This is a genomic window from Saccharothrix deserti (genome assembly GCF_009769385.1).
In the GTDB taxonomy this organism is placed as follows: Bacteria; Actinomycetota; Actinomycetes; order Mycobacteriales; family Pseudonocardiaceae; genus Actinosynnema; species Actinosynnema deserti.
Map to the genome: position 1 here is coordinate 170,131 of NZ_VKAB01000022.1, position 14,586 is coordinate 184,716.

9 protein-coding genes and 1 pseudogene are annotated in these 14,586 nt (G+C 70.0%); 6 read left to right on the forward strand and 4 right to left on the reverse strand.

What is annotated here, in order from left to right; translation table 11 throughout:
• Window positions 1-5 precede the first annotated feature (5 nt).
• Window positions 6-1,613: a sugar ABC transporter ATP-binding protein gene (locus tag FM051_RS31265; protein ID WP_158849651.1), complete on the reverse strand. Its 1,608-nt coding sequence runs from the start codon at window positions 1,611-1,613 to the stop codon at window positions 6-8.
• Between the two features lie 30 nt (window positions 1,614-1,643).
• Here FM051_RS31265 and FM051_RS31270 point away from each other — a divergent pair, with 30 nt between their 5' ends.
• On the forward strand, window positions 1,644-1,943 hold the full coding sequence (locus FM051_RS31270; RefSeq protein WP_158849653.1) for a hypothetical protein: 300 nt from the start codon (window positions 1,644-1,646) through the stop codon (window positions 1,941-1,943).
• Here FM051_RS31270 and FM051_RS52160 read toward each other — a convergent pair.
• From FM051_RS52160 to FM051_RS31285, 3 genes and pseudogenes are all read right to left on the reverse strand, one after another.
• Window positions 1,930-3,201, reverse strand: a pseudogene (locus FM051_RS52160) (RICIN domain-containing protein); the annotation flags it as partial. The gene FM051_RS31270 and the pseudogene FM051_RS52160 overlap by 14 nt on opposite strands.
• Window positions 3,202-3,313: 112 nt before the next feature.
• Window positions 3,314-5,011, reverse strand: coding sequence for a ThuA domain-containing protein (locus tag FM051_RS31280; protein ID WP_158849657.1), 1,698 nt, complete (start codon window positions 5,009-5,011; stop codon window positions 3,314-3,316).
• Between the two features lie 112 nt (window positions 5,012-5,123).
• The gene (locus tag FM051_RS31285) at window positions 5,124-7,943 is read right to left on the reverse strand and encodes a PQQ-dependent sugar dehydrogenase (protein ID WP_158849659.1); all 2,820 of its coding nucleotides are present in this window, start codon (window positions 7,941-7,943) and stop codon (window positions 5,124-5,126) included.
• Window positions 7,944-8,583: 640 nt separating this feature from the next.
• On the opposite strand from FM051_RS31285, the gene FM051_RS31290 reads away from it, so the two are divergent.
• The 5 genes from FM051_RS31290 (at window position 8,584) to FM051_RS31310 (ending at window position 14,167) form a co-directional block, all read left to right on the forward strand.
• Complete coding sequence (locus tag FM051_RS31290; protein WP_158849661.1) at window positions 8,584-11,448, forward strand: glycosyl hydrolase family 95 catalytic domain-containing protein; 2,865 nt, start codon at window positions 8,584-8,586, stop codon at window positions 11,446-11,448.
• A gap of 236 nt (window positions 11,449-11,684) precedes the next feature.
• Complete coding sequence (locus tag FM051_RS31295) at window positions 11,685-12,593, forward strand: amidohydrolase family protein (RefSeq protein ID WP_238412778.1); 909 nt, start codon at window positions 11,685-11,687, stop codon at window positions 12,591-12,593.
• Window positions 12,590-12,868, forward strand: a complete 279-nt coding sequence (locus FM051_RS31300; protein ID WP_238412779.1) for a lactate racemase domain-containing protein — start codon at window positions 12,590-12,592, stop codon at window positions 12,866-12,868. Before FM051_RS31295 ends, FM051_RS31300 begins: the two co-directional genes overlap by 4 nt.
• Window positions 12,869-12,877: 9 nt before the next feature.
• Window positions 12,878-13,168 (forward strand): nickel insertion protein, encoded by a 291-nt coding sequence (larC, locus tag FM051_RS31305; RefSeq protein ID WP_202919107.1) that lies wholly within the window; start codon window positions 12,878-12,880, stop codon window positions 13,166-13,168.
• Between the two features lie 225 nt (window positions 13,169-13,393).
• Window positions 13,394-14,167 (forward strand): FadR/GntR family transcriptional regulator, encoded by a 774-nt coding sequence (locus FM051_RS31310; RefSeq protein ID WP_238412780.1) that lies wholly within the window; start codon window positions 13,394-13,396, stop codon window positions 14,165-14,167.
• Window positions 14,168-14,586 lie beyond the last annotated feature (419 nt).

Below are 14,586 nucleotides of genomic sequence, written 5' to 3' on the forward strand. Positions count from 1 at the left end.
GACGCTCACGCGGCGTCACCGATCCCGTGTCCAGTGGCCAGCCTTATCACGGCTTCCTCCGAGGCGCCGGCGGGCAGTTCGCCCGCCACGGCGCCTTCGTGCATCACGAGGATCCGGTCGCTCATGCCGATCAACTCGGGCAGCTCCGAGGAGATCATCAGGATGGCCACTCCCCCACCCGCGAGGTCGCGCAGCAGCCGGTAGACGGCCTGCTTCGCGCCCACGTCGATGCCGCGCGTCGGCTCGTCCACGATCAACACCCGCGGCTCGACCGCGAGCCACTTGCCGAGCACGACCTTCTGCTGGTTGCCGCCCGACAGGTAACGCACTTCCTGGTGCGGCCCGCGTGCGGTGACCGTGACCGACTCCAGCAGCTCGGTGAGGTCGGCCGCGCGCCGTGCCGCCGCTCCCCGTAACGCCGCCCGCCGCACGAGCAGGACGTTGTCCTTCACCGACTGCCGGAGCGCCAGACCTTCGTCCTTGCGATCCTCGGTGACGTAGCCGATGCCGGCGCGGACAGCGGTCCGTGGCCGGTCGACGCGGACCGGCACGCCGTCCACCGCCACGGAGCCCGTGGCGAACGGCTCCACACCCCAGATCGCCCGCGCCGTCGCGGATCTCCCGGAACCCTGCAACCCGGCCAGGCCGACGATCTCACCGGCACGGACCTCGAAGGTCAGGTCCCGCACTCGGCCGTTCCCCGCCGCGCTCAACGCCAGCCGCACGTCACCCGCGGCGTTGCCGCGCTCCGGGTACAGGGCTTCGAGCGGACGGCCGACCATCTGCCGCACGAGCTGGTCGGAGGTGATGTCGCCGGTCGCCGAGGTCGCCACGAACGCGCCGTCCTTCAGCACCGTGATCCGCCGGCTCAGGTCGAACACCTCGCGCATCCGGTGGGAGACGTAGAGGATCGCCATCCCCCGCTCCCGCAGCCGACCCACCAGCGCGTACAGCAGCTCGACCTCGTGATCGGCCAACGCGGCGGTGGGCTCGTCCATGGCGAGCACCCCGGCGTCGGCGGACAGCGCCTTGACGATCTCCACCACCTGCCGCTGCGCGACGGAGAGCCGCGCGACGGCGGTCGCCGGGTCGATGGTCCCGACACCCAGCCAGTCCAGCAGCCGTCGCGTCTCGGCCTCCATCGACCGGCGGTCGACCTGACCGCGTCGCACGGGTTCACGCCCCAGGAACACGTTCTCGGCGACCGACCGGTGTTCGAGGAGGTTGAACTCCTGGTGGATGATCGAGATGCCTGCCGCGTGCGCGTCGCGCGGGGTGCCGAACGAGACTTCCTTCCCGTCCAGCAGTATCCGGCCGGAGTCCGGTCTGTGCACGCCGGCCAGCACCTTCAGCAGGGTCGACTTGCCGGCGCCGTTCTCGCCGACCAGTGCGTGCACCTCGCCCGCCCGCAGTTCGAGGTCCACGCCGCGCAGCACGGTGACGCCGAGGAAGCTCTTGGTGATGCCCTCCAGCCGCACGTTCACACGCGCACCTCCGTCCACGTTCCCGGCGAGCGTCGTGGCAGCAGCCGTGCACGTGCCCGCCGAACGGCCGCGCTCTCCGGGGATTCGGTCGGCCGCCCCGTCCGCCGCTGTTCGGCGGACCACGGCCATGACGCGAACCGTAGGAGCGCCGTCGGGTGCATGTCAATCAAAACCGTTGGCATAGCTGCGATGTGCGGTTCGCTCTCGTCGTGGGTGGCGGTGACCGCAACCCTCCATTGTGGACAAGGCTCGCCCCTGGCCGCGGTGCTCGACCTCATCGACGGCGAGCGGGCCGACCTGGCGTTCGAACGGCGCGACGAGGCTGGGGCACATGGGCTTCGCCGCTCCGCGACCGGCGCCGAGCTCATCGCTCTGGCCGGGATGATCACGAAGCGCGAAGCCCAGGTGCCCCGCCTGCTGTGCCGGGTGGGTCGATGTGCGGTCAGAACTGGGCGATGAACCTCCAGGCCTCGCCCTTGGTCCAGGTCCGCGCGCCGTCCTCACAGGCACAGCCGTCGACCGGACCCGGCCCGTGGCCCCCGTCGAACGCGGCCCACTGCACCGGGTACCCCGCCCGGCACGAGTACGTGGTCGTGATGTGCGTGCGGCTGCCCGCAGCCGGCTCGCGCGGGCTCTGCGCGGCACAACCGTTGTTCGCCACGAACCGATCGCGCAACGACCGGCCCGCCGAGATGTTCAGCACGTTGTCCGAGATGCCGTGGATCCCGAAGTACGCGACCGGCTGCGTGCCGCCGGCGCACCCGCTCAACTGCCCACCCGCGTAGACCACCACCCCGCGGAACACCGTCGGCCGGGAGCACGCCAGCGAGTAGCTCATGCCGCCGCCGTAGCTGAACCCCATCGCGAACCGCAACTTCGGGTCGACGCAGAGGTCGCTCTCGATCCGCCTGATCATGTCGTCGACGAACGTGACGTCCTCACCGCCGGAGTTCGCCCACCCGCTGCCCAGGCCCTGCGGCGCCACCAGGATCGCGCTGTTGTTCGACTGCTCCTGCATCCCGTAGTACGACCACGCCGCACCGCTCGTCCCACCGCCCGACACGTCGTTCATCGTGCCGCCGTTCCAGTGGAACCCGAAGATCAACCGGTACGGACGGGTGTTGTCGTAGCCGTCGGGCACCCGCAGGACGAAGCTGCGGTTCTTGCCGCTGCTCTGGATCGTGTGCGGGCCGCTGCGCAACGTCGGCGCCTTGCCACAGCCGCTGCCGCCGGGATCACCGCCGCCCGACACCTTGGCCAACTGCCACTGCTGGTTGTTCCCGCCCGTGTCGGCGTACTGGACGACGTTCCCGCCGTCCGCGGTGGAGGAGCCCTGCACCTCCACCGCCTTGTTGCTGTGCCGGGCGATCAACCGCACGTGGCCGCCGTCGGAGTCGGCCAGTCGGAACTGCTGGTTCGTGCCACCGTGGTCGGTCCACTGCTGGATCGCGGCGCCGTCGGCGGTCGACGAGTTCGGCACGTCGAGGACCTTGCCGGAGTGGCGGGACTTGAGCCGGTAGTAGCCACCGCCGGAGTCCAGGAACTGCCACTGCTGGTTGGCCCCGTCGTTGCGGGACCACTGGGTGATGCGGCCACCGTCGTTGGTGGCCAGGCCGTACACGTCCAACGCCTTGCCGCTGTTGCGGTTCACCAGGACGTACCACGCGCTCGTGTCGACCGTGGCCGCCGACGCCGGCAACGCGTTCACCGCGGTCATCGTGCCGGCCGCGAGGAGCACCGCCGCCACGGCGGCCGTCACCGGTCGCCTGCGTCGTGCCTGTGGGGAGGCGGGGGCCTCACCGCTGGTTTTCATCGAACACTCCTTCGGTTCAAGGCAGGGTCCACCGCTGGTTGGTGCCGCCGTGGCAGCTCCAGATGATCAACTGCGTGCCGTCCGCGGAACTACCACCATTGGCGTCCAGGCACTTGCCCGACTGCGGGTTCACCAACGAACCGTTGGCACCGGCAGTCCAGTTCTGACCACCGCTGCCATTGCACGTCCACAACCGAACCGCGGCGGCGTTGGCCGTACCCGCCACCTCCATGCACTTGTCGAGCGCGCGCAACGTGGACCCGTTGACCGTCCAACGCTGGTTCGCACCGCTGTTGCACGTCCACAACTGCAGCTTCGCACCGTCGACCGAGCTGCCACCGTTGACGTCCACGCACTTACCGGAGCCGCTGGTGATCGGCCCGGTGCGCGGAACGGTGCCGCCCAGTTCCTTGATGCGGATGTTGCGGAACGACACGTCGTCGCCGGTGCCGTGGTTCTGGATGCCGATGTGCCCGGACACCAGCGACCGGGCCGGGTCGGTGTTGGTGAAGTCGTTGACCTGCACGCCGTTGAGGAACACCTGCAGGCGCTCGCCTTCGACCAGCAGCTCGAAGGTGTTCCACTCGCCGGGCGGGTTGAGCGCGGCGTCACGGGCGGCCTGGTCGGCGCCCTTGAACCCGTAGATCGCGCCGGTGGTCTTGTCCGCGGTGTCGGTGGCGTCGATCTGCACCTCGTAGCCGTTGTTCATCGCGGAGTTCGGGTCGGTGCTGGGCGGGAAGCCGACGAAGACCCCGGAGTTGTCGTCGCCGGGCATCCGCCAGTCCAGCTTCAGCGAGTACGAGCGGTACTCGCGCGCGCTGTTCCAGAACAGGCCCTGGCCGCCGAACGAGGTCAGCGTGCCGTCGCTGTTGGTGAAGCCGCCCGGTCCGGCCTGTGACCAGCCGGTGGTGGAGCCGTTGTACAGCGCGGTGTAGCCGTTCTCCGGCCGGCAGTCGGCATCGGTCCGGTTGGCCGCGTAGCGGATGCCCCCGAGGATCATGGAGCGGAACCCGGCCTCGGCGTAGGTCGACTGGGTGTGGCCGCTGCCGGTGTAGAAGGAGCGTCCGCTTTGGACGGTCTTGCACCAGGTGTGCGGGTGGTCGGCACCCATCGAGCCGCCGGAGTAGGTCGACTCGTCCAACGTGGCCAGGACCCGTGCCGTGGACCGGACGTTGCCGCGGAAGTTGTACCACTCGTCGGTCCGGGTCCACGCCGGACTCAGGTGCGCGGTGGCCGCGTGCGCCCGGTTCTCCACTCGGACCGTCGCCTGCTGGATGGCCGGGTGCGAGGTGAAGTACGTGCCGACCAGCTCGCCGTAGAACGGCCAGTCGTACTCGGTGTCGGACGCCGAGTGGATGCCGACGTACCCGCCCCCGCCCCGGATGTAGGACTCGAACGCGGTCTGCTGCGTGGTGTTGAGCACGTCCCCGGTGGTGTTGAGGAACACCACGGTCTCGTACCGGGCCAGGTTGGTGGTGGTGAACTGGTTCGAGTCCTCGGTGGTGGTCACCGTGAAGCTGTTGGCCGCGCCCAGGTCCCGGATCAGCTGGATGCCGGCCGGGATCGAGTCGTGCCGGAAGCCCGCGGTCTTGGAGAACACCAGCACGTCGTACGGCGCGTCGGCCGCGACGGCCGGTGGGCTGGAGTTGAGCGCGGCGACGGTCAAGGCGGCGGCAACCACGCCGATCGCGCGTCGGGTGAGGGAGTTTCTCATCTCTTAGCCTCCTGGGAGGAGGGCGATGTGGCATCGCTCCTGTCGTGGGAGCGATGCCACATCGCGGTCCTTGCCGGTTTCATCCGGGCAGGGTTCGTCAGGGCAGGGTTCGTCAGGGCAGGGTCCATCGCTGGTTGGTGCCGCCGTGGCAGCTCCAGATGATCAACTGCGTGCCGTCCGCGGAACTACCGCCATTGGCATCCAGGCACTTGCCCGACTGCGGGTTCACCAACGAACCGTTGGCACCGGCGGTCCAGTTCTGACCACCACCGCCGTTGCAGGTCCACAACCGCACCACACTGCCGTCAGCGGTACCGGCTACTTCCATGCACTTGTCCAGTGCGCGCAACGTGGACCCGGTCACCGTCCAACGCTGGTTCGCACCACCGTTGCACGTCCACAACTGCACCTTCGCACCATCGGTCGAACTACCACCGTTCACGTCCACGCACTTGCTCGCGACCCCAACGATCGGCCCGGTCCGCGTGCCACCCGTCGACGTGCCGAACGTGTAGGCGTCCACGTCGAACAAGGTGCCCGTGCCGCCCGCGAACGTCAGGTACAGCGCGACGGTTCCGCTCGGCACGTTGGACAGGGTGGTGGACACGTCGGTGAAGGTCTCCCACCCGCCGGTCACCGGCACGGTCACCGTGCCGAGCACCGGTCCGGTGGGCGAACCGGTCCGCACCGACAGCGTGCCGCCCGAGCCGGCGGACGACACCCGGGCGGTGAACCTCGTGGTCCCGCCCAGCGCGTACGGTTCGAACGCGATCCAGTCGCCGTTCTGGATGTCGCCGACGGTCCGCCCGCCCTCGGCGGTCGCCTTGTCGTAGAGAGCGGTGCCGGACTGCGTCGAGAAGTGCTCGGCTTGGCGGTGCCGCAGCTGCAGCACGTGCTGCGTGTGCGTGGTCACCGGCGGCTGACCGTTCGCGCCGGAGTCGGTGTACTCGGCGTCGAACACGGCGAACAGGTTCGCCGCCGTGTCGTGCTCACCGTCCACCGGGATCTGCAACGTGCCCGAGCAGCCGGTTTGCGTGGTGATCGGGTGTCCGTGGCTGTCATGGCCGAGCACGTAGCTCAGCTTCACTCGGCTGCAGTCGATCGTGCCGTCCTCCGCGTCCGACGCCGTGATGGTGTACGGCACGGCATCCCCGAAGCTGAACAGGGTGCCGTTGATCGGCGCGTCCAGCTTGACCGTCGGCGCGGTGTTCCCGACCGAGATCGACACGTTGGCGGAGCCGGAGCGTCCGCCGGTGTCGGTCACCGTGAGCGTCACCGAGTACTGGCCGTTGGCCGTGTAGGTGTGGCTCGGGTTGGCGGCCGTGGAGGTCGTGCCGTCGCCGAAGTTCCACGAGTAGGTCAGTGCGCTGCCCTCGGGGTCGGAGGAGCCGGCCGACGAGAAGTTCACCGTCAGCGGTGCGCTGCCGGAGGTTCGGTCGGCGCCGGCCCGCGCGGTCGGCGCCTTGTTCCCGGCCGGGTTGTACTCGATGCGGTAGAGCGCGGAGCTGGCGTCCCCGCTGCCCCAGCCGGTGCCGTAGTCCAGCACGTACAGGGCGCCGTCCGGCCCGAAGGTGGCGTCCATGACCTGCGTGCCGCGCCACGGGAACTCGCTGACCTGTCCGGCCGATCCGTCGGCGTTGACGTCGATGGCCTTGATCCAGCGCCGGCCGAACTCGGTCGCGAACACGTGCCCGTCCAGCGCGGCCGGGAACTTGATCGACGACGGGTTGGCCGCGTCGTACCGGTACACCGGCGCGCTCATCGGGGACTCCGAGCCGCAGCCGAACGCGGCGAAGGAGCAGTTGTCGTACTTGATCCACGCCGAGCGCGCGGCGGGCAGCGTGCCCAGCCCGGTGTTGCGCGGCGAGTTGTTGACCGGCGCGGCGCAGTTGAACCGGCTGCCGGACGGCCCCGACGGGAACGTGTAGTCGACGTACGCTTCCGCCGTGGTGTTCGAGCCGACGCAGTAGGGCCAGCCGTAGTTGCCCGCAGAGGTGATCCGGTTGAACTCCACCAGGCCGGCGGGCCCACGCGTGTTGCTGCTCGTGCCCGCGTCCGGCCCGTACTCGCCGAGGTAGATCGCGCCGGTCGCCTGGTCCACGTTGAAGCGGAACGGGTTGCGCAGGCCCATCGCGTAGATCTCCGGCCGGGTGTTGGCCGTGCCGACCGGGAACAGGTTGCCCGGCGGGATCGAGTACGAGCCGTTGGGGTTCACCTTGATCCGCAGCACCTTGCCCCGCAGGTCGTTGGTGTTGCCCGCGCTGCGCTGCGCGTCGTAGACCGGGTTGCGGTTGGTCCGCTCGTCGATCGGGGTGTAGCCGCTGGAGTCGAACGGGTTGGAGTCGTCACCGGTGGACAGGTACAGGTTGCCGGCCGCGTCGAAGTCGATGTCGCCGCCGACGTGGCAGCAGTTGCCCCGGTCGGTCCCCACCTCCAGCACGGTGACCTGGCTGGCCATGTTCAGCGTGAAGTCGGCGTTCAGGGTGAACCGGGCCAGCCGGTTGACCCCCTTCCACGCCGAGAAGTCCGTTCCGGTGGCCGGTGCGTCACCACCCGGGGTGGACAGCGGCGGCGCGTAGAACAGGTAGATGAACCGGTTGGCGGCGAAGCCGGGGTCCACCCCGATGCCCTGCATGCCTTCTTCGTCGTGCGTGTAGACCGGCACCGTGCCGATCACGCTGGTGACGCCCGCGGCCGTGGTGCGGCGCACCGTCCCGTTGCGGGCGGTGTGCAGCACCGAGCGGTCCGGCAACACGGCGAGCGTCATCGGCTCACCCACTTCGCCGACCCCTCGGGCCAGCTCGACCTGCTGGAAGTCGGCGGGGTTGACCGCGTGCGCGGCGGCCGGTGACGAGGAGCCGATCACCGTCGCCACCACACCGGCGGCCACGAGGAGAGCGGCGGTCAACGCCGCCCTGACTCGGTATCTCATGGCAGGCTCACACCCTTTGATCTCATCTGACGGGCTTCGACACGGCCGGCGCTGTCCGCGGGGAGCGGATTGCGCAGCGGATTTGCGAAAAAGACGCGCGGCACCGGGGCAGCACCCTCTCCGGGAGCGCTCCCAGGCGAACTCGCGAAAACTCGGACGACCCTTTGCGGTCAACCCGTCGACCGGCCGGCGCCGACACGAGATGGCCGCGGCGGACCGACTCCGCACGCGATCAGGAACGCGGCGGACACGACAGGGACAGTTCGCCATTGAACCATGAGGACTCCGAACGAATCGGGCAACGCAGGGTTCGAACCGGTTCGAGCCAGGGATGAAGGCTAGGTGCTAAAAACCGGCTAAAGCAACGGCGTCGTACGTCTAATGCATTCGGCCCATCCAATGTCCTCAATGGAGCGCCGACACCGGAGGCCGGGGACCGCCATTGCTAAATTGTTAGCGCTCGGGATTGCCTCATCCGGCTGCGAGCGGATCGGGCATTGCGTTGACGACCAGGTTCGCCGATGGCTACCTTCGAACACGCGCCGTGCTTCTGGTGCTCCACTGAGGACGGTTCCGCCTCGCTCCCGGTTCTGCGACAGGGACAACCCTGCCTCCATCCACCCACTCCGGAGGACCCGGCATGCCCGATCTGCCACGTAGGCGACTGATGAAGTTCGGTGCGGCGAGCGCCGGAGCCGTGCTGATGCCGGGCGGTTGGACGGCGGTGGCCCGTGCCGGGTCGACCGCGCCGCCGGAAGTGCGCGCGGTCAACGACCTGGCGCTGTGGTACGACCGGCAGGCAGGCACGGAGTGGCTCCGCGCGCTGCCGATCGGCAACGGCCGCCTCGGCGCGATGGTCTTCGGCAACGCCGACACGGAGCGGTTGCAGCTCAACGAGGACACGGTGTGGGCCGGCGGTCCCCACGACTACACCAACACGCGAGGTGCGGCCGCCCTGGCGGAGATCAGACGCCTGGTGTTCGCGAACCAGTGGTCGCAGGCGCAGACCCTCATCGACCAGGCGATGCTGGGCAACCCGGCCGGCCAGCTCGCCTACCAGACCGTCGGCGACCTCAGGCTCGCCTTCCCCGGCCCCGGCACGGTCTCCGGCTACCAGCGGTGGCTCGACCTGACCACCGCCACGACGGTCGTGACCTACGTGGCGAACAACGTGCGGTACCGGCGCGAGGTGATCGCCAGCGCGCCCGACCAGGTGATCGCGATGCGCCTGACGGCCGAGACGCCCGGGTCGATCTCGTTCACCGCGTCGTTCAGCACGCCGCAGCGGGCGACGGCGTCGAGCCCGGACGGCACCACGATCGGGCTGGACGGCCGGTCCGGCGACCAGCGCGGCATCGCGGGCTCGGTCCGGTTCCTCGCGTTGGCCAAGGCCATCGCCGAGGGCGGGAGCACCAGCAGCTCCGGCGGCACGCTGCGGGTGACCAACGCCAACAGCGTCACCCTGTTGATCTCGATCGGCACCAGCTACGTCGACTACCGGAACGTGGCGGGCGACTACCAGGGCATCGCCCGGGGACGCCTCAACGCCGCGCAGGGCACGGCGTACGACGTGCTGCGCAGCCGGCACGTGGCCGACTACCAGCGGCTGTTCGGGCGGGTCGCCATCGACCTCGGCCGCACCGCGGCGGCGGACCAGCCGACCGACGTCCGGATCGCCCAGCACAACACCACGTCCGACCCGCAGTTCTCCGCACTGCTCTTCCAGTACGGCCGGTACCTGCTGATCTCGTCGTCGCGGCCGGGCACCCAGCCGGCGAACCTGCAAGGCATCTGGAACGACCAGCTGACACCTTCGTGGGACTCGAAGTACACCATCAACGCCAACCTGCCGATGAACTACTGGCCGGCCGACTCGACGAACCTCGCCGAGTGCTACGAGCCGGTGTTCCGCATGATCAACGACCTCACCGTGACCGGTGCACGCACCGCGCGTGCGCAGTACAACGCCGGTGGTTGGGTCACGCACCACAACACCGACGGGTGGCGGGGGTCCTCGGTCGTCGACGGCGCGATGTGGGGCATGTGGCAGACGGGCGGCGCGTGGCTCGCCACCATGATCTGGGACCACTACCTGTTCACCGGCGACGTCGAGTTCCTGCGGTCGTACTACCCCGCGATGAAGGGCGCCGCCCAGTTCTTCCTCGACACCCTGGTCGAGGAACCGACGCTGAAGTGGCTGGTCACCAACCCCTCGAACTCGCCGGAACTGCCGCACCACGCGAACGCCAGCGTGGCCGCGGGGCCCACGATGGACATGCAGATCCTGCGCGACCTGTTCGAAGGCTGCGCCCGCGCCTCGGAGGTGCTCGGTGTGGACGCCGACTTCCGCACGCGGGTCCGCGCGACGGGTCAACGGCTCGCCCCGATGCGGGTCGGTTCGCGCGGGAACATCATGGAGTGGCTCTACGACTGGGTCGAGCCCGAGACGAACCACCGGCACGTCTCGCACCTGTACGGCCTGCACCCGAGCAACCAGATCACCAAACGCGGCACCCCCCAGCTGTTCGAGGCCGCCCGCCGGACCCTCCAGCTGCGCGGCGACGACGGAACCGGCTGGTCACTGGCCTGGAAGATCAACTACTGGGCGCGGATGGAGGAGGGCGGCCGGGCGCACGACCTGATCCGCTACCTCGTGACACCGGCGAGGCTCGCGCCCAACATGTTCGACCTGCACCCGCCGTTCCAGATCGACGGCAACTTCGGCGCCACGTCCGGCATCGCCGAGATGCTGCTGCACAGCCACAACGGCGAGCTGCACGTGCTGCCCGCGCTGCCGCCGGCGTGGTCGGCCGGCAGCGTGACGGGTCTGCGCGGGCGCGGCGGGCACACCGTCGGGGCGACCTGGAGCAGCACCGCGATCACCCTCTCCGTCACGCCGGACCGCGACGGCACGGTCCGGGTCCGCAACCGGGTGTTCACCGGCACGTTCGAACTGAGCGACACGACGAGCGGTGCGGTCGTGCAGCCGACCAAGCCCGAGGCGGACGTCATCGAGTTCCCCGGCCAGGCCGGGCACACGTACCGGGCGACCGGGCAGGGCGGCGGCAGCGGGTCGGTCGTCCAGCCGGGGGTGTACTACCGGCTCGTCGCGCGGCACAGCGGCAAGCTCGCCGACATCAGCGGCGTGTCCACCGCCTCCGGCGCCCTGCTGCAACAGTGGTCGTCGACCGGCGGGCTGAACCAGCAGTTCGACTTCGTCGACTCGGGCGGCGGCTACTACCGCGTCCGGGCCCGGCACAGCGGGCTGGTGCTCCAGGTCGCGAGCTCGAGCACCGGCGCCGACATCACCCAGCGGCCGGACACCAACGCCACGAGCCAGCAGTGGCGCGTGGTCGACCAGGGCGGCGGTGTCGTCAGCCTGGTCAACCGCCTCAGCAACCTGGCCATGGACGTGTGGAGCGCGTCGACCACCGACGGCGCGCGCATCTCGCAGTGGACCCCCGGCGGGGGCGACAACCAGCGATTCCAACTCCAGCGCGCCTGACCTCGCCGTCACCTCCGGCAGCCCACCGGCACGCGAACATCGGATGGATTCGGGAGGCGCCGACGTAGTCGCGTCGGCATCACACGGCATACCGAGGCGCCACCCGAGGACATATGCGCATGTGAGAGCGATAGAACAGGCCGAACACCGGGACCGCGCGAACAAACCACCCTTCCGATGAGATGGGATGTATTGCTAGCCTGCCGGCGCACACTTGCGCCGGAGCAGGGAGTCCGATGCCATCGCCCGACATGATCCGGATCGACGCGCACCACCACGTCTGGCGACTCCTGCCTGGCGCCCCCGGCCGAACGGGGCCGAGCCCTCGGGCCCACGACTGGCTGAACGGAGCGGACCTCGCCCCGATCCGCCGCGACTTCACCCTGGACGACCTGTCGTCCGTCGCCGCGGCGGCGGAGATCGACCGGACGGTCCTGGTCCAGGTCGTCCCGGACGTCGAGGAGACCGCCGAGTTCCTGTCCCTGTCCGCCGACGAGGGCAAAGGCCTGGTGGCAGGCGTCGTCGGGTGGGTCGACCTCACCGACGCCGGCATCGGCGACGCACTCGCCGCCCTGCGCGCGGGTCCCGGCGGCGACCTGCTCGTCGGTGTGCGGCACCTGGTGCAGGGTGAGCCGGACCCGCGTTGGCTGACCCGGCCGGACGTCCGGCGCGGACTGCGCGCGGTGGCGGAGGCCGGGCTGGCCTACGACCTGCTCACCCTCGTCCACCAGCTGCCGGCGGCGATCGAGACCGTGCGCGCGCTGCCCGGGGCGACGTTCGTCCTGGACCACCTGTCGAAGCCCCCGATCGCCGCCGGTGACCGCGAACCGTGGGCGTCCCACATCCGTGAGCTCGCCGCCGAACCGAACGTCACCTGCAAGTTGTCGGGCATGGTCACCGAGGCCGACCGGGTCGGGTGGACCGTGGCGGACCTGCGTCCGTACGCCGACGTGGTGCTGGACGCGTTCGGTCCGTCGCGGGTGATGTTCGGCTCCGACTGGCCGGTCTGCCTGCTCGCGGCCTCCTACGAGGAGGTCGTCGCGGCGGCCGAAGGGCTGACCGCCGGGCTCACCGCCGCCGAGCGCGGCGAGGTGTTCGGCGGCACGGCCGCGCGCGCCTACCGACTGCCGGGGGAACGACTGTGAAGGTGCGTCTCGCCTACGGGGACTCGGGGCTCGACATCCACCTCGACCCGGCGGCCACCACCGTGGTCCAACCCGTGCACCACGAAGCCGCCGCCGATCAGGTCGGCGTCCTGCGCGCGGCGCTGCGCTCCCCCGTCGCCGGACCGCCGTTGCGCGACCGCGTGCGCCCCGGCCAGACGGTCGCGATCTCGGCCTGCGACGGCACCCGGCGCGCGCGTGTGCGTCCGCCGGAAGGACCCCAGACCATCCCCTACCTCGCGGCTGGTCCGCGGTGAACGGCCCTGTTGACCGGGGCGGTCGTCACCGGAACGGATGTGCCCGGCGAGACGGTGACGCCGACCGGCGCCGCTCTGCTGCGTGCCGCAGGCACCCGGTACGACGTGCCGCCGCTGATGACCGCGATCGTCACGGGCTACGGCGCCGGCAGCCGCCGCCTGGCGGACCGCCCGAACGTGACCGCCGTGACCTTGGGCGAGGCCGTCGGCGAGGGCGATGTGGAGCTGGTACCCACCGCACGGGCAGCCGAGCGGGTCGAGAACGCGGCATCCGCACACCGCTGTTCGACGCCGGCGTGAGCAAGGAACAACCACTGCCGGCTGGATCCACTCAAGGACAGATGAGCATGCTTATCCGGTGCGGGCCGACCACACCGCGACCGCGACGCGTCACATCAGGCGTCTGATGTGCGGCGTCAGGCACCGCACCGCATGCTCCCGCGGGTCGTCCCCCTTGAGATGTAGGCTGTGTGGCCGGCGGTGAGCCGTCATACTCTTCAGGTGACCCGTCACTAAGGAGCAGCGTTGACGGATGGCGCACTTGTGCCGGAGGACCCGACCGGGCAGCCGGACACCACCCCGGCGACCGGTCCGTACCGGCCGGGCTACGAGCTCGTCGCGGAGCAGATCCTCCAGCTGATCGCCGAGTTGGAGTTGCAACCGGGCGACCGGATGCCGACCGAGAACGAACTGGCCGCGCGGATGGGAACCAGCCGGACGGTCGTGCGGGAAGCCGTCAAGATCCTCTCCGCGATCGGAAGGGTGCGGGCGCACAAGGGACGCGGGCTCTACGTGGCCGACGACGAGGGCATGCTCGGCTCCTCCCGGTGGGGAGGCTTCTTCCTGCCGACCAACCTCGACCACGTCTACATGCTCTTCGAGTTCCGCCGCGTGCAGGAGACCGCGGCCAGTCGACTGGCCGCGACCCATGCCACCCCCGCCGAACTGCGCGCCATCGGCGCCGCCGCCGAAACCTGCCGACAGGGCCACCTGACCGGCGAGACCTCGCTGTTCGATCGCGGCGACGAGGACTTCCACCTCGCCGTCGCCGCGGCGTCCCACAACCAGTTCCTGGTGGCCGCGGTGCGCGAAGCCCGCCGCCTGCAGCGCCAGTCCAGCACCATCGGGCTGCACGGCAGCGTCGGCGGCCACGCGGCCGAGGCGGTCGAGGAACACCTGGCGATCTACCGGGCGATCCGCGACGGCGACCCCGAAGCCGCTGCGGCGGCCGCCGGCCTCCACCTCGACAACACCCTGCAGGACTACCGCCGCGAGATCCAGCGCCGCCTCTTCGGCTGACACCCGCGACCGGGCGCCGATCGGCCACGTTGCGCCCCTTGTCCGCGACGGTCGGAGCACCCGCGCGGCGATCGCGTATCTGGACTCGCCCGGCGGATGTGTGTTACAAATCGTGGCGGATCTACGAGTACTTGTATGACATCCAGCACCCGGGCAATGACGCACCGAGGGAGCGCTCATGTCTGCTCGTCGATGGGTTCGATCATCGCCACCGGTGAGTGCGGAAGAGTCCGCCTCCCCTGGTGAAACGCCCTGAGTCCCACGGCGGTCGACACCTCGGAGTGTTCCAGCCGAATCCGAGCCGGTGCCGTGCGCCGCGCCGGCCGGACCCTCGTGCACCGGGCTAGCGCAGCACGCGTACAGCAACCACCGGTTCCGTGACACCCGCCGGACGCCGCCGACCTTCCCGCACGCCGCCG

Bases quoted from the DNA above. Each gene is read 5' to 3' on its own strand.
- FM051_RS31280 (WP_158849657.1), bottom strand. From the start codon at position 5,011: ATGAGAAACTCCCTCACCCGACGCGCGATCGGCGTGGTTGCCGCCGCC.
- FM051_RS31265 (WP_158849651.1), bottom strand. From the start codon at position 1,613: ATGGCCGTGGTCCGCCGAACAGCGGCGGACGGGGCGGCCGACCGAATC.
- FM051_RS31290 (WP_158849661.1), top strand. From the start codon at position 8,584: ATGCCCGATCTGCCACGTAGGCGACTGATGAAGTTCGGTGCGGCGAGC.
- FM051_RS31270 (WP_158849653.1), top strand. From the start codon at position 1,644: ATGTCAATCAAAACCGTTGGCATAGCTGCGATGTGCGGTTCGCTCTCG.
- FM051_RS31285 (WP_158849659.1), bottom strand. From the start codon at position 7,943: ATGAGATACCGAGTCAGGGCGGCGTTGACCGCCGCTCTCCTCGTGGCC.
- FM051_RS31295 (WP_238412778.1), top strand. From the start codon at position 11,685: ATGCCATCGCCCGACATGATCCGGATCGACGCGCACCACCACGTCTGG.